Source organism: Modestobacter roseus, from assembly GCF_007994135.1.
In the GTDB taxonomy this organism is placed as follows: domain Bacteria; phylum Actinomycetota; class Actinomycetes; order Mycobacteriales; family Geodermatophilaceae; genus Modestobacter; species Modestobacter roseus.
This window is the reverse complement of sequence record NZ_VLKF01000001.1, coordinates 131,988-150,828: the sequence shown is the minus strand read 5'-3', so window position 1 is coordinate 150,828 and position 18,841 is coordinate 131,988. Positions and strand designations below refer to the sequence as shown.

General features: G+C 75.5%; 21 protein-coding genes. 11 read left to right on the top strand and 10 right to left on the bottom strand.

Annotated elements, in window-relative coordinates; translation table 11 throughout:
* The first annotated feature begins 57 nt into the window (after positions 1 to 57).
* Complete coding sequence (locus tag JD78_RS00725) at positions 58 to 519, top strand: hypothetical protein (RefSeq protein ID WP_153356461.1); 462 nt, start codon at positions 58 to 60, stop codon at positions 517 to 519.
* 5 nt (positions 520 to 524) lie between these two features.
* Here the strand turns inward: JD78_RS00725 and JD78_RS00720 are convergent, their stop codons facing one another.
* Positions 525 to 722 carry a YhdT family protein gene (locus tag JD78_RS00720; protein ID WP_153356458.1) on the bottom strand — a complete coding sequence of 66 codons (198 nt, stop codon included), beginning with the start codon at positions 720 to 722 and terminating at the stop codon, positions 525 to 527.
* A 133-nt stretch (positions 723 to 855) separates the two neighbouring features.
* On the bottom strand, positions 856 to 1,929 hold the full coding sequence (gene ychF / locus JD78_RS00715) for a redox-regulated ATPase YchF (RefSeq protein ID WP_153356455.1): 1,074 nt from the start codon (positions 1,927 to 1,929) through the stop codon (positions 856 to 858).
* Positions 1,930 to 2,035: 106 nt separating this feature from the next.
* Between ychF and JD78_RS00710 the strand changes: the two genes are divergently transcribed.
* Complete coding sequence (locus JD78_RS00710; protein ID WP_153356452.1) at positions 2,036 to 2,521, top strand: hypothetical protein; 486 nt, start codon at positions 2,036 to 2,038, stop codon at positions 2,519 to 2,521.
* A gap of 106 nt (positions 2,522 to 2,627) precedes the next feature.
* Here JD78_RS00710 and JD78_RS00705 read toward each other — a convergent pair whose 3' ends face one another.
* From JD78_RS00705 to JD78_RS00690, 4 genes are all read right to left on the bottom strand, one after another.
* Positions 2,628 to 3,287: a response regulator gene (locus tag JD78_RS00705; protein ID WP_279526826.1), complete on the bottom strand. Its 660-nt coding sequence runs from the start codon at positions 3,285 to 3,287 to the stop codon at positions 2,628 to 2,630.
* Complete coding sequence (locus JD78_RS00700) at positions 3,284 to 4,528, bottom strand: sensor histidine kinase (protein ID WP_153356450.1); 1,245 nt, start codon at positions 4,526 to 4,528, stop codon at positions 3,284 to 3,286. Before JD78_RS00700 ends, JD78_RS00705 begins: the two co-directional genes overlap by 4 nt.
* Positions 4,529 to 4,643: 115 nt before the next feature.
* Positions 4,644 to 5,474, bottom strand: a complete 831-nt coding sequence (locus tag JD78_RS00695; RefSeq protein WP_153356447.1) for an ABC transporter permease — start codon at positions 5,472 to 5,474, stop codon at positions 4,644 to 4,646.
* Entirely contained in the window at positions 5,471 to 6,367 is an 897-nt protein-coding gene (locus JD78_RS00690; RefSeq protein WP_153356444.1) for an ABC transporter ATP-binding protein, read from the bottom strand. The genes JD78_RS00695 and JD78_RS00690 overlap by 4 nt, the downstream gene beginning before the upstream one ends.
* Before the next feature lie 142 nt (positions 6,368 to 6,509).
* Between JD78_RS00690 and JD78_RS00685 the strand changes: the two genes are divergently transcribed.
* Genes JD78_RS00685 through JD78_RS00675 form a run of 3 tightly spaced genes read left to right on the top strand, consistent with a single transcriptional unit; the run spans position 6,510 to position 9,652 of the window.
* Entirely contained in the window at positions 6,510 to 7,997 is a 1,488-nt protein-coding gene (locus JD78_RS00685; RefSeq protein ID WP_228394887.1) for an AlkA N-terminal domain-containing protein, read from the top strand.
* Positions 7,994 to 8,545, top strand: coding sequence for a methylated-DNA--[protein]-cysteine S-methyltransferase (locus JD78_RS00680; RefSeq protein ID WP_228394886.1), 552 nt, complete (start codon positions 7,994 to 7,996; stop codon positions 8,543 to 8,545). Before JD78_RS00685 ends, JD78_RS00680 begins: the two co-directional genes overlap by 4 nt.
* A 36-nt stretch (positions 8,546 to 8,581) precedes the next feature.
* Positions 8,582 to 9,652 (top strand): DNA recombination protein RmuC, encoded by a 1,071-nt coding sequence (locus tag JD78_RS00675; RefSeq protein WP_153356438.1) that lies wholly within the window; start codon positions 8,582 to 8,584, stop codon positions 9,650 to 9,652.
* Positions 9,653 to 9,656: 4 nt separating this feature from the next.
* On the opposite strand, the gene JD78_RS00670 is transcribed toward JD78_RS00675, so the two are convergent.
* Entirely contained in the window at positions 9,657 to 10,652 is a 996-nt protein-coding gene (locus tag JD78_RS00670; protein ID WP_166520886.1) for a YihY/virulence factor BrkB family protein, read from the bottom strand.
* Between the two features lie 658 nt (positions 10,653 to 11,310).
* On the opposite strand from JD78_RS00670, the gene JD78_RS00665 reads away from it, so the two are divergent.
* Positions 11,311 to 11,748: a DUF6542 domain-containing protein gene (locus tag JD78_RS00665; protein WP_166520885.1), complete on the top strand. Its 438-nt coding sequence runs from the start codon at positions 11,311 to 11,313 to the stop codon at positions 11,746 to 11,748.
* An 87-nt stretch (positions 11,749 to 11,835) separates the two neighbouring features.
* Here JD78_RS00665 and JD78_RS00660 read toward each other — a convergent pair whose 3' ends face one another.
* Positions 11,836 to 12,807, bottom strand: coding sequence for a 4-hydroxy-3-methylbut-2-enyl diphosphate reductase (locus JD78_RS00660; RefSeq protein ID WP_153356429.1), 972 nt, complete (start codon positions 12,805 to 12,807; stop codon positions 11,836 to 11,838).
* A gap of 98 nt (positions 12,808 to 12,905) precedes the next feature.
* Between JD78_RS00660 and JD78_RS00655 the strand changes: the two genes are divergently transcribed.
* From JD78_RS00655 to JD78_RS00640, 4 genes are read left to right on the top strand one after another with little or no spacing between them, the layout of a single operon-like run.
* The gene (locus JD78_RS00655; protein ID WP_153356426.1) at positions 12,906 to 13,970 is read left to right on the top strand and encodes a lipid droplet-associated protein; all 1,065 of its coding nucleotides are present in this window, start codon (positions 12,906 to 12,908) and stop codon (positions 13,968 to 13,970) included.
* A 59-nt stretch (positions 13,971 to 14,029) separates the two neighbouring features.
* Positions 14,030 to 14,881 (top strand): M15 family metallopeptidase, encoded by an 852-nt coding sequence (locus JD78_RS00650; protein WP_153356423.1) that lies wholly within the window; start codon positions 14,030 to 14,032, stop codon positions 14,879 to 14,881.
* Positions 14,882 to 14,903: 22 nt separating this feature from the next.
* Entirely contained in the window at positions 14,904 to 16,127 is a 1,224-nt protein-coding gene (gene xseA / locus JD78_RS00645) for an exodeoxyribonuclease VII large subunit (protein WP_153356420.1), read from the top strand.
* On the top strand, positions 16,124 to 16,348 hold the full coding sequence (locus tag JD78_RS00640) for an exodeoxyribonuclease VII small subunit (RefSeq protein WP_153356417.1): 225 nt from the start codon (positions 16,124 to 16,126) through the stop codon (positions 16,346 to 16,348). The genes xseA and JD78_RS00640 overlap by 4 nt, the downstream gene beginning before the upstream one ends.
* Before the next feature lie 2 nt (positions 16,349 to 16,350).
* On the opposite strand, the gene JD78_RS00635 is transcribed toward JD78_RS00640, so the two are convergent.
* Complete coding sequence (locus JD78_RS00635; protein ID WP_153356414.1) at positions 16,351 to 17,004, bottom strand: DUF4245 domain-containing protein; 654 nt, start codon at positions 17,002 to 17,004, stop codon at positions 16,351 to 16,353.
* 67 nt (positions 17,005 to 17,071) lie between these two features.
* Between JD78_RS00635 and glpX the strand changes: the two genes are divergently transcribed.
* A complete protein-coding gene (gene glpX / locus JD78_RS00630) occupies positions 17,072 to 18,130 on the top strand; it encodes a class II fructose-bisphosphatase (protein ID WP_267128549.1) in 1,059 nt (352 codons plus the stop codon).
* A gap of 47 nt (positions 18,131 to 18,177) precedes the next feature.
* Here glpX and JD78_RS00625 read toward each other — a convergent pair whose 3' ends face one another.
* Complete coding sequence (locus JD78_RS00625; RefSeq protein WP_153356411.1) at positions 18,178 to 18,828, bottom strand: DUF1707 SHOCT-like domain-containing protein; 651 nt, start codon at positions 18,826 to 18,828, stop codon at positions 18,178 to 18,180.
* Positions 18,829 to 18,841 lie beyond the last annotated feature (13 nt).

The following is an 18,841-nucleotide window of genomic DNA, read 5'->3' as shown; positions in this document are numbered from 1 at the left end:
CATGACACTTTGACGACCGAGCCAGCGGTGTGATCTGGGTCACTTTAGGCTCGATCCATGACCACTCACCGAAGGCAGCCCTTCCGCCTGGCGTCCGGTCTCGCCGCCGCCGGCCTCCTCCTCGTCCCGCTGACCGGCTGCTCCGATCAATCGGTCGACGACGCCACGAGCGCGCTGGACACGGCCGCCGAGAGCCCCGCCGGCGAGGAGACGAGCGAGGCGACGGAGACCTCGGACTCGGCGACGCCCAGCGAGTCCGCCGACGCCACGAGTGCGCAGACCGGCGTCGACTGCTCGGGGAGCTCGTGCTCGGTCACGCTCGCCGGGGAGGGCGCGGAGGTCGACGTCTTCGGCACCACCGTGACGCTGGGCCAGCTGCAGGACGGGCGGGCCACGGTGGGCGTCGCCGGTCAGGAGATCTCCTGCAGCGAGGGCGAGGGGGTGTCCGCCGGGCCGCTCAGCCTCGAGTGCACGACGATCACCGACGGCAGCATCACGATGACCGCGACCCTGGGCTGAGCCGCCTACCGCTGCTGGCGTCGGGCGATGAACACCAGGGCGCCCAGCAGCACCACGATCGGCGCCCAGGACGGCAGCCCGAACGGGCCGATGACGAGCCCGATGAGGAACAGGGCGAGCTGGAAGACGACGAGGAACACCACCAGCATGCCCACCCAGAACAGCACAGGGCGCTCCGCCTGCAACTGGCGCAGGTAGTCCATGGGGTCTCCTCGATCGGTTCGGGTGCTCACTCGTCGGACGAGCCTCACGCCACTGCATCGGCAGCGGCGCGCGGCTGCTGGAGGTCAACGCCCGAGCGGCTCCCGGTGTGCCCGACCGTCTGCCCGGCCCCGCTCAGACGTTGAAGCGGAACTCCACGACGTCGCCGTCGGCCATGACGTAGTCCTTGCCCTCGATGCGCACCCAGCCCCTGGACTTGGCCTCGGCCATCGACCCGGCCTCCATCAGCTGGTCGAAGCCGACGATCTCGGCCTTGATGAAGCCGCGCTGGAAGTCGGTGTGGATGACCCCGGCCGCCTCGGGCGCGGTGGCGCCGACCGGGATCGTCCAGGCCCGCGACTCCTTGGGCCCGGCGGTCAGGTAGGTCTGCAGGCCGAGGGTGCGGAAGCCGACCTTCGCCAGCTGGTCCAGCCCCGGCTCGTCCTGCCCGATCGAGGCCAGCAGCTCGGCGGCCTCGTCGGCGGGCAGCTCGATCAGCTCGGACTCGGTCTGCGCGTCCAGGAAGATCGCCTCGGCCGGCGCGACCAGCGCGCGCAGCTCGTCCAGCGTCGCCTCGTTCGCCAGCTCGTCGGCGTCGACGTTGAAGACGTAGAGGAACGGCTTGGTGGTCAACAGCGACAGCTCGCGCAGCGACTCGGGGTCGACCCCGGCGGAGAAGAGCGTCTTCCCCTCGTCGAGCACCGCCTGCGCGGCGACCGCGGCGTCGTGCAGGACCTTGCGGTCCTTGTCCTTGCGCGACTCCTTCTCCAGCCGCGGGACGGCCTTCTCCAGGGTCTGCATGTCGGCGAGGACGAGCTCGGTGTTGATCGTCTCGATGTCGTCGGCCGGGTCGACCTTGCCCTCGACGTGCACCACGTCGGGGTCGGTGAACACCCGGATCACCTGGCAGATCGCATCGCTCTCGCGGATGTTGGCCAGGAACTTGTTGCCCAGCCCCTGGCCCTCGCTGGCGCCGCGGACGATGCCGGCGATGTCGACGAAGCTCACCGTGGCCGGGATGGTCTTCTGCGAACCGAAGACCTCGGCCAGCCGGTCCAGCCGCGGGTCGGGGACGCCCACGACGCCGACATTGGGCTCGATCGTCGCGAACGGGTAGTTCGCCGCGAGGACGTCGTTCTTGGTCAGGGCGTTGAACAGCGTCGACTTGCCGACGTTGGGCAGGCCGACGATGCCGATGGTGAGACTCACGGGGCAACAGCCTAGGTGCAGTCCGCCAGGACGCCGCCGACGGCGGAACTGTCGGACCCCGCGCGCACACTGCTGGGCACTCCGTCCGGAGCCCCAGGGAGGCACGGTGTTCGACGAACCACGGGTGGCCGACCTCGACCTCACCGCGCTCGAGGGCGCGCTGCTCCGCGCTGCGGTCGGTGACTACGCGGCCGAGGCCGCGATCCTGCTGCTGGCCAACGACGGGCACTGGCTGCCCCGGCTCCAGGCCGCCGGTCTGATCACCATCGCCCTGGACGGCGCGCTGGACGGCGGTCCGTGGGCCGCCGTCCTCTGGCCCGAGCTGGACTGCGCCCTGCGCACCGGCGTCCTCACCGGCACCAGCAGCCAGCGGCGGTTGCTGCGGGCCGCCGCCAGCCTCGCCGACGGCCGGTCGGTCGACCTGGGCGACCTCGCCGCCGGGCTCGACCGGCCCGCCCTGCAGCTGCTGCTGGCCGCGCTGTCCCACGCCGCCGGCAGCCACGAGCACCGCGCCGTCCACCACGATGCCGACGGCGTGCCGCACGACGCCGAGCTGCTGGGTCCGATCGTCCCCTGGGGTCCCGCCGACTGACCCGACGGTGAGCTGTGCCGGTCGAGTGCGCAGTTGTTGCCGCTCGCGCCGGTGTGCCGGCCCGTGTCGGCGGCAACAACTGCACTCGCGGGGCGGAAGCACCCCCTCAGCCCGAGGCCGCGCCGGGGCCGGGCAGCAGGCCGCGCTCGACGGCGACCAGCACCGCGCGGGTGCGGTCGTCGACGCCGAGCTTGGTGAACACCCGCAGCAGGTGCGTCTTCACCGTGGCCTCACCGATGAACAGCTCGCGGCCGATCTGCGCGTTGGTCAGCCCCCGGGCCACCCCGGCCAGCACCTGCAGCTCCCGCTCCGTCGGCGCCTCCACCGCGGGCGCCCGCATCCGGGAGACCAACCGCGCGGCCACCGGCGGGGCGAGCACGGTCTCCCCGCGCGCGGCGGCCCGCACCGCGTCGGCCAGCTGCGGCAGCGGGGTGTCCTTGAGCAGGTAGCCGGCCGCGCCCGCCTCGACCGCGCGCACGATGTCGGCGTCGGTGTCGTAGGTGGTCAGCACCAGCACCCGCACGCCGGGGTGCGCCGCGAGGATCCGTCCGGTCGCGGTCACGCCGTCCATCCGGGGCATCCGCAGGTCCATCAGGACGACGTCCGGCGCGTGCTCGGCCACCGCCGCGAGCGCCGCCAGCCCGTCGCCGGCCTCCCCCACCACCTCGATGTCCGGCTGCGCGGCCAGCCAGCCGACCACCCCGCCGCGCACCACCGGGTGGTCGTCGACCACCAGCACCCGCACGCTCACCCGGTCGGTGCTCACGAGGCCGGCACCCGGACGGTCACCCGGGTGCCCTGCCCCGGGGCGGACACGACGTCGACCGCGCCGCCCACCTCCGCGGCCCGGTCGCGCAGCCCGGCCAGGCCCACCCCCGGTGCCGTGGCCGGGTCGAAGCCCACCCCGTCGTCCGCCACGTGCACCGACACCTGCCCCGACTCCCCCGCGCCGACCCGGTTGACCTGCAGCACCACCGACGTCGCCGCGGCGTGCCGGCGCACGTTCGCCAGCGCCTCCTGCGCACCGCGCAGCAGCACGATCTCCTCCGCCCGGGTCAGCGCGCCCGCCTCGTCCAGCGCCGCGAGGTCGACCCGGGTGTCGATCCCGGTCTCCCGGCCGAACCGCTCGGCCAGCCGCTGCAGCGCCTCCAGCAGCGTCGCGGAGTCCAGCGACACCGGCGCGAACGCCGCGACCATCGCCCGGGCCTCCGCCAGGTTGTCCCGGGCGACCTCCTCGATCAGCGCGACCCGCTCCGCGGCGGCGCCGGGGTCCGTGGGCAGCTGGGCGGCCGCGGTCTGGGCGAGCACCACGATGCTCGTGTAGCCCTGCGCCAGGGTGTCGTGCACCTCCCGCGCCCACCGCTCCCGCTCGGCGGCGATGCCCTGCTGGTGGTGGGCCGCGGCGAGCTCACCGCGGGTGGCCTCCAGCTCCTCGATCAGCAGCCCCCGCTCGCGGCTCTGCTGCAGCACCCGGCTCACCCACAGCCCCAGCGCGAGGCTGAACACCAGGCCGATCCCCGAGTCGAGCACCTCCGACAGTGGTTCCTCGCCTCGCCGCCAGGCGGTCATCGGGCCCACCGCGCTCGCCACCGCCAGCAGCGCCGTCCAGACCGCGCCCGGACGGGGCGATTCGACCAGGAACCAGATCTGCGGATAGGCCAGGAAGAGCAGGAACAGCAACTGGGGCGCCTGCCAGCCCAGCACCCCGAAGACCACGACGAGGACGGTCAGGTACCCGACCGCGCGGGCCGGGTGCTCCTCGGCGAGGGCCGGTGCGCCGAGGAACAGGTAGGCCACCGCGAGAACGGCGAGTGCGGCCAGCGCCCAACCCGGCGAGCCCTCGACCCGGCCCACCTGGGTGGCGACCACCGCGAGCGCCAGCAGGACGACGAACACCACGTGGAAGCCGACGACGGTGATCCGCCACCCGCGCCCGGACAGCGGCGCACCGCTGTCCGGGCCCCGGTCGGGGAGGACAGCGGCGCGCAGCCGGGAGACGACGGTCAACGGTCGCCCCGTCTCATCGGTCAGCCCGTCTCATCGGTCAGCCCGTCTCATCGGTCAGCCCGTCTCATCGGTCAGCCCGTCTCATCGGTCAGCCCGTCTCATCGGTCAGCCCGTCTCATCGGTCAGCGTGGCGCCAGCGGAAGGTCCGGGTGCACACCACGACGCCGATGATCACCCATCCGGCCAGCACCAGGGCGGTCCGGCCGTGCTCCCATCCCCCGGCGACCTCGAACGCCGCGGCCTGGTCGGGCAGGAACGCCGACCGCATGCCCTGGGTGAGCCACTTCAGCGGGAACACCGCCGCCAGCTGCTGCATCCAGCCGGGCAGCTCGGGGAAGGCGAAGAACACCCCGCTGAAGAACTGCAGGACCACGGCGAACGCCGTCACCCCGGTGGTCAGCGACTGGGCGCTGCCGGGCAGCCCGGCGACGGCGATGCCGAGCACGGTGCCGGCCAGCGACCCGAGGACGGCGACCCAGGCGAAGGTCGCCCAGTCCGCGGCGTCCGCCGGCATCGGGACGTCGTAGCCCCAGTGCGCCACCGGCAGCAGCAGGGCCAGCTGCACCGCCGTCGTCACCAGCACGAGACCGGCCTTGCCGGCGAAGTAGGCCACCGGCGGGGTGCCGAGCACCTGCAGCCGTTCCAGCTGGCCGGCCTCCCGCTCCGCGGCGATCGAGGTGGCGATCGACTGGAAGCTGGTCAGCATGATCCCGGTGGCGGCGATCCCGGCCAGGAAGTACTGCGGGAACGGCACGCCGCCGGGCAGCACGTCGCCGCCCAGCACCGAGCCGAAGACGACCATCATCACGATCGGGTAGGCGAAGGAGAACACCACCTGCTGGCGCTCCCGGGCGAACAGCCGCAGCTCCAGTCGGGTGCGGGCCAGCGCGATCCGGGCTGCCGACGGCGGCGCCGTGTGCACGGGGGTGTCGAGGACGGTGGTCACTGGTCTCCTCCGGGGGTTCTGACGAGCTGCAGGTAGACGTCCTCCAGGCCGGGCCGGGTGACGGTGAGGCCGGGGACCTCGTGCGGGGTGGTGGCCAGCAGGTCGCGCAGCACCGCGGCCGGCGCCTCGGTGCGCACCTGACGCCGGCTGCCGCCGTCGAGCCAGGTGACGGTCGCGATCCGGCGCAGCTCCGCGCCGAGCTCCGCCGGTGGCGCCACCTCGACCAGCCGGCCGCCCGCGATCACCCCGACCCGGTCGGCGAGCTCGGCGGCCTCGTCGAGGTAGTGCGTGGTGAGCAGCACCGTCGTCCCCTCGGCGCGCAGGCCGCGGACCAGCTCCCAGAACTGCCGCCGGGCCACCGGGTCCATCCCGGTCGTCGGCTCGTCCAGGAACACCAGCTCCGGCCGGCCCTGCACGCCCAGCGCCACCGCCAGCCGGCGGCGCTGCCCGCCGGAGAGCCGCCCCACCCGGGTGCCGGCCTTCTCCTCCAGGCCCACCGCCGCGAGCAGCTCGGCCGTGCGGCGCGGCCGGGCGTGGTAGGCGGCGAAGTGGTCCAGCGCCTCGCGCACGGTCAGCGCCTGCGCGGCGCCCTCGCCCTGGCTCACCACGCCGAGGCGGGCGCGCCACGCCCGGCCGGCGGTGGCCGGGTCCGCCCCGAGGACGGCGACGCCGCCGTCGTCGCGGCGGCGGACCCCCTCGAGCACCTCGATCGTGGTGGTCTTGCCGGCACCGTTGGGCCCGAGCAGCGCGAAGCACTCCCCGCGGCGGACCTCCAGGTCCAGGCCGTCGAGCACGGCCTTCCCTCCGTAGCTCTTCCGCAGCCCGCGGACGGACACCGCCGGGGCGTCCCGGTCGGTGTACGCGGCCGGCGGGGCCACCTGAGTCGATGTCATGACCCGAGCCTGTCGCCGCACCGGGCCCGCCGGGACCACCGGAGCGTGGGGAGGGCGTCCACCGATCGGTGGACGCCCGCCCGCCATCGCCGCGTCCGATACCCGCCAGTTACCGGCCCGCGGCGGTGCCATGCTCGACGTCGTGACCGAGCTGTTGGACCCCGAACGCTGCTACCGCGCGGTCGCCAGCCGGGACGCCCGATTCGACGGCTGGTTCGTCACCGCCGTGCACAGCACCGGCATCTACTGCCGCCCCTCCTGCCCCGCGCGCACCCCGCTGCAACGCAACGTCTCCTTCCACACCACGGCGGCCGGGGCCCAGGCGGCCGGGTTCCGGGCCTGCCGCCGCTGCCGCCCGGACGCCGTCCCCGGCTCGCCGGCGTGGGACGTCCGCGCCGACGTCGTCGCCCGGGCGATGCGGCTGATCGCCGACGGCGAGGTCGAGCGCGGCGGGGTGGGCGGGCTCGCCGCGGCGCTGGGCTACTCCGAACGGCAGCTGCACCGGCTGCTCACCGCGGAGCTGGGCGTCGGCGCCCTGGCACTGGCCCGGGCGCAGCGGGCGCAGACCGCGCGGGTGCTGATCGAGACCACGGCGCTGCCGATGGCCGACGTCGCCTTCGCGGCCGGCTTCGCCAGCATCCGGCAGTTCAACGACACGATCCGCGCGGTCTTCGCGACCACGCCCACCGCGCTGCGCCCGGCCACCCCGCGCGGGGACGGTGGCGCGCCGGGGCGGCTGACCCTGCGGCTGGCCGCCCGGGCGCCGTTCGCCGCCGACGAGGTGCTGCTGTTCCTCGGCGCGCACGCCACCCCCGGCCTGGAGGAGTGGGACGGCACGACCTTCGCCCGGGTGCTCGCCCTGCCGCACGGCCCGGCCGTCGTCCGGCTCTCCCCCGCCCCGGACGGCGGGCCGGCGGTCACCGCCGAACTGCGGCTCACCGACCTGCGCGACCTGGGGACGGCGGTGTCCCGCTGCCGCCGGCTGCTGGACCTGGACGCCGACCCGGCCGCCGTCGACGAGCTGCTCGGCGCCGACGCCGCGCTGGCCCCGCTGGTGGCCACCGCCCCCGGACGGCGGGTGCCGGCCTCCCCCGACGCCGCGGAGCTGGCCGTGCGCGCGGTGCTCGGCCAGCAGGTGTCGGTGGCCGGCGCCCGCACGCTGACCGCCCGGCTGGTCACCACGGCCGGGCGGCCGCTGGCCGAGCCGGTCGGCACCCTCACCCACGCCTTCCCCACGGCGGAGGCGCTGGCCGACGCCGACCTGTCCGAGGTGGGTCTGACCGGCGCCCGCCGGCGGACGGTCACCACCCTGGCCACCGCCCTCGCCGACGGCACGGTGACCCTCGGGCCCGGCGTCGACCGCGGCGAGGCCGAGCGGACCCTGCTCGCCCTGCCCGGAATCGGCCCGTGGACCGCGGCCCTGGTCGGCCTGCGCGGGCTGGCCGACCCCGACGTCTGGCTCCCCGGCGACCTCGCGCTGCGCCGCAGCCTCGCCGCGCTCGGCAGCTCCGACGCCGACGCCGCCACCCGCTGGCGGCCGTGGCGGTCCTACGCCGTGATGCACCTGTGGGCGCTCGCGGTGCCCAGCCTGTTCACCCGCGGTCCCCTCCCCGAACGGAGCGTCTCGTGACCACCTCCCCGTCCACCATGTCCCCGTCCGCCACCGCCCGGTACGCCACCGTCGCCACCCCGCCCGGCCCGTTCACCGTGCTCGTGACCGGCGAGGACGACGTGGTGCTCGCCAGCGGCTGGACCGCCGACCTCGACGACCTGCTGCCCGTGGTGCACCCGACCCTGCGGCCGCAGGCGGTCGAGCGCGCCCGCCGGCTGCCCGTGCTGGACGCCGTCGAGGCGTTCGGCGCGGGCGACGTCACCGCGATCGACGGGGTGCCGGTGCGGCAGCGCTCCGGCCCGTTCCTCACCGAGGCGTGGGAGGTGCTCCGCACCGTGCCCGCCGGGCGACCGGACACCTACGCGCAGTTCGCCGTCCGGTGCGGCCGGCCCGCCGCGGTGCGTGCCGCGGCCGGGGCGTGCGCGCGCAACGCCGCCGCGCTGTTCGTGCCCTGCCACCGGGTGCTGGCCACCGGAGGCGGGCTGGGCGGCTTCCGCTGGGGCACCCCGGTGAAGCGCTGGCTGCTCGACCACGAAGCCGCCCACGCAGCGACACCCGTCGGCTGAGCGGAACTGTCGGACCCGTGCGGCAGGGTGCCGCGCATGGACGCCGCCTCCCTGCTGCTCGGGCTCCTGCTCGGGGCCCTGCTGGCCACCGCGATCACGCTCGGCGTCGTCGCGCTGCGGGGGCGGTCCACCGCGGCGCCCGACGGGCTCGAGCCGGTGCACGAGTCGCTCGACCACCTGCACCGGCTGCTGGCCGGCATCGAACGCGACCGGGCCACCGCCCACGGCGAGCTCCGCGAGCAGGTCGGCACCATCGGCCAGACCTCCGCCCTGCTGCGCCAGGAGACCGCGGCGCTGGTCACCGCGCTGCGCACCCCGCACGTGCGCGGCCGGTGGGGTGAGCTCCAGCTGCGCCGGGTGGTCGAGGTGGCCGGCCTCCTGGAGCACTGCGACTTCGTCGAGCAGCCGGGGGCCACCACCGCCCAGGGCGCCGCCGTCCGGCCCGACCTGGTGGTCACCCTCGCCGACGGGCGGCAGGTGGTCGTCGACGCCAAGGTCCCGTTCACCGGCTACATCGAGGCGGTGCAGGCCACCGACCCGGCGGTCCGCGCCCAGCGGGTCGCCGACCACGCGCGGCAGCTGCGGGTCCACGTCGACACCCTCGCCGCCCGCCACTACCCGACCGCCTTCGGCACCGCGGCCCCGTTCACCGTGCTGTTCGTCCCCTCCGACGGCTTCCTCACCACCGCACTGGAGGCCGAACCGGCGCTGCTCGAGCACGGCTTCGGCCGCGACGTCGTCATCGCCACTCCCAGCACCCTGCTGGCGCTGCTGCGCACCGTGGCCTACTCCTGGCGGCAGGAGCGGCTGGCCCAGGACGCCGCCGCCGTGCTCGAGACCGGGCGCACGGTGCACGCCCGGCTGAGCACGCTCTCCGGGCACCTGACCCGGCTCGGCTCGGCGCTGGGCTCGGCGCTCACCCGGTACAACGAGACGGTCGGCTCCTACGAGCGGTCGGTGCTGGTCGCCACCCGCCGCTTCGACGACCTCGGCGTCGCCGAGGCGCCGGTGCCCACCCCGGCCCCCGTGGAGGGCACCGTGCGGGCCCTCCGCCCACCGGCCCAGGAGCTGCCCGGGTTCGGCGAGCGCGACGGCACCACGGGCTGACCGGTCAGGGGTGGGCGCCCGTGGCGGACGCCCCGCTGGGCCGGGAGCCGCCGGCGGCCGGCCCCGTGGTCCGCGCGAAGCGCCCCTCGGCCACCCGGATGGCCGCCAGCTCCAGTTCGGCGGAGACGGCGAAGCTCAGGAAGATCGCCCCGGAGCTGAGCTGCGCCCAGACGAGGAGTGCCATGATGCCGGTCAGCGGGCCGTACGCCGAGCCCAGGTAGCCGATCAGGTCGAGCACGGCCGCCAGCAGCAGGGTGAGCCCGGTCCACAGCCCCAGGGCCAGGACGCTGCCCAGCACCAGCAGCGACCAGCCGGGCTGCCGGCGGTGCGGCGCCCGCCGGAGCATCAGGGTGATCGCGGCCAGCAGCAGCCCGACGGCGACGGGGCCGACGATCAGCACGACGACGTCGTCGTCGACGCCGTACACCTCCTCCATCGCCATCGCGGCGGAGAACAGCGTGGTCACCAGCAGCGAACCCACGAACAGGGGCACGCCGGCGAGCGCCGCCAGCACCACGGCCCGGCGGTACTTCTCGACGGTGGGACGGTCGCGCTGGATGCCGTAGATCCGGTTGGCCCCCCGTTCGAGCTGGCCCATGCCGGTCGCCAGTGCGAACGTCGCTGCGGCCAGGCCCAGGGCGGTGGCCAGCGGGACTCCGTCCGGCTCGTCGCTCCACGGCGACAACACCCGCCGGACCATGTCGTCGGAGGCGCTGGGCGAGAGCTGCAGCACCGTCCGGTCGACCAGCAGCCGCAGCGACGGCGTCTCGAGCAGGTTGCTCACCCCGATCGCGGCGATCAGCAGCGGGACCGCGGCCAGCGACAGCTGCAGACCGAGCGCCCGCGCGTGGGAGAAGCCGTCGCCGTACCGGAACCGGTTCCAGGACGCACGCCACAGCGCAGTGGCCCGGCAGCTGCGCAAGGTCGCCCACGCATCGCCGGCGGTCAGCCGTTCGCCGTCCCGGGCGGCGACCTCCGGGACCTCGCTCACCGAGCTCATGCGGGCAGGCCCCTCCTGATCGGGTCGTCGACGGGCGGTCGCGTCGCGGCAGCCGGCGATCGACCGGACCCGTGAGGACTCCCCCGGCCGGTGCCCGGTCATGCGCGCCGGGTCAGGTCGTCACCGGACCGCCACCGGACGTGGCCGTCGTGCGGCGGGCGGTCGACTGCCGGGGTGGGTGGTGCAGGTGACGCGTCCGTGCGCACAATCCGCCACCCCGGCGGGTGCGACACCGGCGAGTTCTGACCCGCCGTTCCCGGTCGGGTCCAGCGTTCACTCAGGAAGGGCCGCTACCGTGGCCCGACCGGTGAGGGGCGCACCTCCTCCCGACGACGAGGAGGTGCACGATCACTCCGGTCAGTGTCGATGCCAGGCTCCGTGATGCTGGGCTCCAGGACAGGCGGGAGGACGCCATGCGGGCAGAACGCAGCGACACCGGCGCAGCCGCGGGCCGCGGGTACCCCTCGCCGCGGGCGAGCAGCGGCGGTGCGCCGCGTGGCCGTGAGCGCATGCCCCGGGAGGCGCAGAGCCGCGCGCCCGAGCGCGGTCGCGCCCCGAACGCCGCCGACCCGACGCGCGCGGCGCGGAGCCGTGGGAGGCCGCCAGCACCCGCCGGCCCGCCGACCTCGATCCCCGCCGTTCCCGGGACTCCCGTCCGGTGGCCCCGCAGCGACGCACCCCACCGCCCGAGGCGCCCCGCCGCGGCGGTTCGTCGACCGCCGGGCGGCCGGCGCCGGCGGCCGGCCCCCGCACCCCGGGCCTGGTCGCGGTGCTCGGCGCCTTCCTGGTCACGCTCGTCGCGGCCGCCGCGGACTCCTACATCGGGATCGGGCTGGGCACGATCACCCTCGCGGCGCTGACGGTGAGCAGCGGCTTCGCCGCCCTCGTCGTGCGTCGCCGGGACCTGGTGACCGTGCTGGTCTCCCCGCCGCTGGTGTTCATCGGCGTGGCCCTGCTGAACATCGTGCTGGCCCCCTCGGCGACGTTCACCCTGCCGACGCTGGCCACCCTGCTGGTACGCGGCTTCCCGGCGATGGCGATCGCGACCGGCGCCGCCGTCGCCGTCTCGCTGTTCCGGCTGGTCACCCGCCGCTGACGGCCTGACCCGGCCCGGGCAGCAGACACGGACGCAGGCGGCCCGGCACCCCCATGGGGTGCCGGGCCGTCGCGCGTGGCGGAGGGGTCAGTCGGCGTCGACCGCGAGCGTCTCGCGCCGCTGCTTGAGCTCGTGCGGCAGCGCGAAGACCAGCCGCTCCTCGGCCGCCTTCACCGTCTCCACGTCCGGGAAACCGCGGGCCGCCAGCCAGTCGAGCACCTCGCTGACCAGGATCTCGGGCACCGAGGCCCCGCTGGTCACCCCGACGGTGCCGACGCCGGCCAGCCAGGCCTCGTCGATCTCGGAGGCGAAGTCGACCAGGTGGGAGTCGCGGGCACCGGCCTCCAGCGCCACCTCGACCAGCCGCACGGAGTTCGACGAGTTCGTCGAGCCGACCACCAGCACCAGGTCGCACTCGGCGGCCATCTGCTTGACCGCCTGCTGGCGGTTCTGCGTTGCGTAGCAGATGTCGTCGCTCGGCGGGCTCTGCAGACCGGGGAACCGGGCCTTCAGCGAGTCGACCTTGGACAGCGTCTCGTCGACCGAGAGCGTCGTCTGCGACAGCCACACGACCTTCTCCGGGTCGCGGACCTGGACGTTGGCGATGTCGTCGGCGTCGTCGACCAGCTGGGTGTGGGCCGGGGCCTCGCCCATCGTGCCCTCGACCTCCTCGTGCCCGCGGTGGCCGATGAGCAGGATGTCGTAGTCGTCCTTGGCGAAGCGCTTGGCCTCCATGTGCACCTTGGTCACCAGCGGGCACGTCGCGTCGATGGTCCGCAGCGACCGCTCGGCGGCCTGGGTCTTCACCGCCGGGGAGACCCCGTGCGCGCTGAACACCACGACCGAGCCCTCGGGCACCTCGTCGGTCTCCTCGACGAAGACCGCGCCCCGCCGCTCGAGCGTGGCCACCACGTGCTTGTTGTGGACGATCTGCTTCCGGACGTAGACCGGGGCGCCGTGGATCTCCAGGGCGCGCTCGACGGCCACCACCGCCCGGTCCACGCCGGCGCAGTAGCCCCGGGGGTCGGCCAGCAGGACACGTCCACGCGGTTCAGCCATGCCACCCATGGTAAAGACCGGTCGCCACCTGCTCCCCCTGAGCGAGGAAGGACACAGGTCAGGCTGCCGTGCCGCGCCCGGTACGGCACGCTGGGCCCATGGCTCGAGAGATCCCCGAGGTGGTCCGCGCGGCCGCCGGACTGGCCGCCACCGTGCTCGACGAGGCCCGCAAGCTGCCCGGAGAGCTGCCCGGCCTGCCGGTGCGGCTGATCGGTCAGGCGCTGCAGACGTCGCTGCGGCTGCAGCAGCAGTACTCAGGGCTGGTCGCCCGCGGCGACGAGGTGTTCACCGGCCTGCTCGGCGCCGCCGAACCGGGCCTGGCCACCTTCGACGACGACCTGCCCGCGCCGCCCCCGCCGGCCGGCGCCCCCGCCCCGCGCAGCTCGGCGTTCGACCGGGTGGCCGACGTCCCGGAGGAGACCGACGCCGACGAGCTCGCCGACGTGCTGGCCGACGACCTCGCGGCCGACGCGCTGCCGGTGGCCGGCGCGCCGGTGCTCGATGCGGAGGTGCTCCCGGACGACGTCGCCGTCGCCGTGCTGGACCAGAGCTCCCCCACCGCTGACGAGATCACCCCCGCCGAGGTCGCCGCGCTGCCCGACGACCCGGCCGCCGACGAGATCACCGCGGTCGTCGACGAGCTCGCCGACGACGTGGCGGACGAGATCGCCGAGGAGGTGCCCGCCGCCGTGCCGGACGAGGTGCTGGCCGACCTCACCGCCGACACCGTCGCCGACGTCGCGGAGGACGAGCAGGCGGTCGGCGACGCCGTCGCCGACGAGCTCGTGGCCGACGCCGTGGTCGCCGGCGGGGACGCTGCGCCCGGCACCGCGGACGCGCTCGACGAGGCCGCCGCGGAGCTCGTCGACCTCGGCGGCCCCGAGGCGGCGGAGAGCGTCACCCCGGGCAGCCCGGTGACCGACAGCGCGGCCGGTGACCCGCTGGCCCCGGGCGGGCCGGCGGCCGACGAGCAGCCCGAGGTGACCGCCCCGGTCGAGGGGTACGACAGCTTCAGCATCCCGGCGCTGCGCGGCCACCTGCGCTCCTACCCGGCCGAGACGGTCGCCGACCTGCTCGACTACGAGCGGGCCACCCGGGCTCGGGCGCCGTTCGTGACGCTGCTGCAGAACCGGCTGGAGAAGCTGAGCGCCGACCGCGGCTGACCCGCCCCGCCACCCGGCGTGCCGCGCGCCGGCCGCGTGCGCTGCCAGGATGGCCCACCGTGACCGACAGCAGCAGGCAGCGCGACGCCGCGGCGCGACGACGACGGACCTGGCTGTCGGTGGTGGTGGTCCTCGTGCTGGCGGTCGGGGTCGTCCTGGTGGTGCGGGAGGTCCGCGCCCCCGCCGACCCGCCCGCCGCGGCAGCGACCGCGTCCGGGACGCCGGCGACCGTGGCACCCACCACCGCGTCACCCACCACCGCGTCACCCACCACCTCGGCGCCCACCACCTCGGCGCCCCCGACGCCGGCCGAGCCGGCCTTCGACCGGGCACGGTTGTCCATCGACGACCCGGCCAGCCCGTGGGTGGTGGTGAACAAGGCGCGTCCGCTCGCGCCGATCGACTTCGCGCCCGCCGACCTGGTGCCCATCGGGAACGGCTACCAGCTGCGCGCCGAGGCCGCGCAGGCGATGGACGCGATGATCGCCGCCGCCGCGGCCGACGGGCTCACCCTGGGCGTGCAGAGCGCGTACCGCTCCTACGACTACCAGGTCGGCCTCTTCGACGCCCAGGTCCGCCGGTTCGGCGAGGACCGGGCCGAGGTCCAGGTGGCCCGTCCCGGCCACAGCGAGCACCAGACGGGGCTGTCGGCCGACGTCGGCGGCGGGGGCTGCGACATCGAGAGCTGCTTCGCCACCACGGCCGAGGGCCGGTGGGTCGCCGCGCGCGGCCCGGAGTTCGGCTACGTCGTCCGCTACCCGGACGGCGCCCAGGACGTCACCGGCTTCAAGTACGAGCCCTGGCACGTGCGGTACGTCGGCCCGGAGCTGGCCACCGAGCTGCAGCGCACCGGGGTCACCACCCTGGAGGAGTTCTTCGGGCTGCCCGCCGCCCCCGGCTACCCCGGCTGACGAGCATGGCACCCTCGGGCGGGTGACCAGCCCGTCCTCCCCCGAGTCGCCGTGGCCGGTGCGCACCGTGGCCCGCAAGGTCGCCGAGTGGATCGGGCGCCTCGGCGAGGTGTGGGTCGAGGGCCAGGTCGCGCAGCTGTCCCGCCGGGGCGCGGCGGCAACGGTCTTCCTCACCCTGCGCGACCCGGCGGCCGACCTGTCGGTGCCGGTCACCTGTCACCGGGACGTCGCCGACCGGCCCGGGCTGGAGCTCACCGAGGGGGCGCGGGTGATCGTCCGGGCCCGGCCGGACTACTACGTCGCCCGCGGCTCCTTCTCGCTGCGCGCCACGGAGATCCGGGCGGTCGGCCTCGGCGAGCTGCTGGCCCGGATCGAGCGGATCCGCCGGCTGCTGGCCGCCGAGGGGCTGTTCGAGGTGCACCGCAAGCGGCCGCTGCCCTTCGCTCCCGCCGTCGTCGGGGTGATCACCGGGCGGGACAGCGCCGCCGAGCGGGACGTCCTGGTCACCGCCCGCCGCCGCTGGCCGGCCATCCGCTTCGCGGTGCACAACTGCGCGGTGCAGGGGCCGACCGCCGCGGAGTCCGTGATCGCCGGGCTGCAGCGGCTGGACGCCGACCCGGCCGTCGAGGTGATCGTGATCGCCCGCGGCGGGGGCTCGGTGGAGGACCTGCTGCCCTTCTCCGACGAGGGGCTGGTGCGGGCCATCGCCGCCTGCCGCACCCCGGTGGTGACCGCCGTCGGCCACGAGACCGACACCACGCTGGTCGACCACGTCGCCGACGTCCGGGCCGCCACCCCCACGGACGCCGCGCACCGGGTGGTGCCCGAGATCGGCGAGCAGCGGCGGCTGGTCGAGGGGCTGCGCGCCCGCGCCCGGCACCTGGTCGGCGCCCGGCTGGAGCAGCAGGAGCGCTGGCTGGAGTCGGTCCGCAGCCGCCCGGTGCTGGCCGACCCGGGGCGGCTGCTGGCCGGGCGCGCCGACGACGTCGCCGGGCTGCGGCGACGCGCCACCCGCACGCTGACCCACACCGTGGAGGTCGCCGAGCGCGACCTCGAGCACGCCCGGGCCCGGGTGACCGCGCTCTCCCCCGCCGCCACGCTGCAGCGTGGCTACGCGGTGGTGCAGCGGGCCGACGGCGCCCTGGTCCGCGACCCGGCGGAGGTCGGCGACGACGAGCGGCTGCAGGTCCGCGTCGCGGGCGGCCGGCTGCCGGTGCGCGTCGACCGGCAGGATGGGCACTCGTGAGCGAGACCCCCGCGCCGGACCAGGCCGAGCCGACCCAGACCTACGAGCAGGCCCGCGAGGAGCTCGCCGACGTCGTCCGCCGGCTCGAGGCCGGTGGCCTGACCCTGGAGGAGTCGCTCGCGCTGTGGGAGCGCGGCGAGCAGCTGGCCGAGATGTGCCAGCACTGGCTGGACCGGGCCCGCGAGCGCCTCGCCGCCGCCACCCCCGCGGACGGCGACTGACCTCAGGGGTCGAGCGGCTCCACGGCGGCGGCCAGCTGCTCCAGCTCCGCGTCGGTCGCCGACCCGGTCACCAGCAGGGTCGAAGGGCCGTCGGTGCGGGTCAGCACCGTCTCCCCGCGCTCGCTGGTCAGCCGCTGCCAGGTCTCGCCGTCCACCTCGGTGGGGCTGCCGCCGGTCGCGCCGTCCAGCACGTCGGTGAGCGGGTCGGCGTCGGGGTCGTCGCTCACCACGAACCCGGCGTACTCCTCCCCGGGGGTGTACCAGCCGATCTGCAGCGTCACCGGCGCCTCCAGGTCGCCGCGCACGCTCGTCGGCCGCCACGCGTCGGGCAGGCCCTGCGGCACCGGCAGCGGGTGACCGGCGGCGGTCGCGGCGCGCGCCACCGTGCCGGCGATCTCCACCTCCCGGATCGGGTCCTCCGGGTTCTGGCGCAGCGCGGTGACCCCGACGATCACCAGGCAGACCGCCACCAGGGGCAGCAGCGAGCGGATCATGTTCGCCGGGGTGAACCGCTGCATCCGGTCGACCGGCGGCGCGCTCGCCCCGGCGGCGGACGGCCCGGGAGCAGCGGCTGCGGTGGCCGTGGGGGCGGATGGCGCGGCGGCGTCGTCGGTGGTCGGGGTGCGGTGCTCGCCGTCCTGGCCGTTCTCGGGCATGCCCCTAGGATCGCAGCACCGTTCCACCACCCCGCCGCACGGCGCCGTGCGGACGTCAGGAGGTCCCGTGTCCCTGCCCGTGCCCGACGGCCCGCTACCGGTCCGGCCGCCCTCGACACTCCGCGCCGACCGCCCGGCCCCCGACCGCAACCTGGCCCTGGAGCTGGTGCGGGTCACCGAGGCCGCCGCGCTGGCGGCCGGCCGGTGGGTCGGCCGGGGCGACAAGAACGGCGGCGACGGCGCGGCGGTCGACGCCATGCGCGCGCTGATCGGCAGCGTCCACATGCGCGGCGTCGTCGTCATCGGCGAGGGCGAGAAGGACGAGGCGCCGATGCTCTACAACGGCGAGCACGTCGGCGACGGCTGGGGCAACGACTACGACGTCGCCGTCGACCCGATCGACGGCACCACGCTGATGGCCAAGGGCATGCCCAACGCGATCGCGGTGATGGCCGTCGCCGACCGCGGCGCCATGTACGACCCGTCGGCCGTCTTCTACATGGACAAGATCGCCACCGGGCCGGCCGCGGCCGACGTCGTCGACATCACCGCGCCGGTCGCGGAGAACATCCGCAAGGTCGCCAAGGCCAAGCGCAGCTCGGTCGGCGACGTGACCGTGTGCATCCTCGACCGCCCGCGCCACGAGCAGCTGGTGAGCGAGGTGCGGGAGGCCGGCGCCCGGATCAAGTTCATCACCGACGGCGACGTCGCCGGGGCCATCGCGGCCGCCCGGGAGGGCACCGGCGTCGACCTGCTGATGGGCATCGGCGGCACCCCGGAGGGGATCATCACCGCCTGCGCGCTCAAGTGCATGGGCGGCGCGCTGCAGGGCCGGCTGTGGCCCCGCGACGACGCCGAGCGGCAGCGGGCGCTCGACGCCGGGCACGACCTGGACCGGGTGCTGACCATCGACGACCTGGTGCAGGGCGACGTCTTCTTCGTCGCCACCGGGATCACCGACGGCGAGCTGCTGCGCGGCGTCCAGTACCGCTCCGGTGGTGCCACCACGCAGTCGCTGGTGATGCGGTCGCGGTCGGGCACCATCCGCTCGATCGACAGCCTGCACTCGCTGGCCAAGCTCAACGAGTACTCGGCAGTGCCCTTCGGCGAGGACGACGAGGCATAGGAAGCTCTGCACCCGGTTCCCGGCCGGGAAACCGGGTGCAGAGCTTCCTATGCCTGGGGCGGCGGCTGGTCGCGGCGGGCGGCGAGCCGGTCCATCACGGCGCGCCAGCGGCTCGGCGACTCCCCCGGCGCCAGGCTGCGCAGCCGCAGGTCACCGAAGACGGTCCAGCCGCGGACCAGCACCCGGGGCGTGCCCGCCAGCCGGGGCACCGGCGCCAGCTCGGTCTTCCGGTCACCGAACACCGTCCAGCCCTCGATCTCCGCGGCGACGCCCTCGCTGACGATCACGTCGACGTCGCCGAAGACCGTGCCCAGCTGCAGGTGCACGGTCTGCTCGGCGGTGCGCAGCCCGCGCAGGTCGATCCGGACGTCGCCGAACACGGTGCTGGCCCGCTCCGGCACCCCGATCACCGGGGTCAGCTTCACGTCGCCGAAGACGGTGGCGATGGCGCCGGTGGTCCGCTCCCCGACGATCTCCCCGACCGCCGGCACGTCCGACGCCGGCCCGGGGAGGTCGCCCAGCAGCGCCTCGAGCTCGGCGGTGGTCGTCGCCGCGTACGCGGCGTCGACCCGCTGGGTGAACTCGTCGAGGTCCAGCCGCCCCTCCCCCACGGCGGTCTGCAGCCGGGTCACCACCGCCTCACGGTCGGCGTCCGACGCACGGACGACGGGACGCTCGGCAGCTGGGTCCTCGGCCATGGCCGGACCCTAA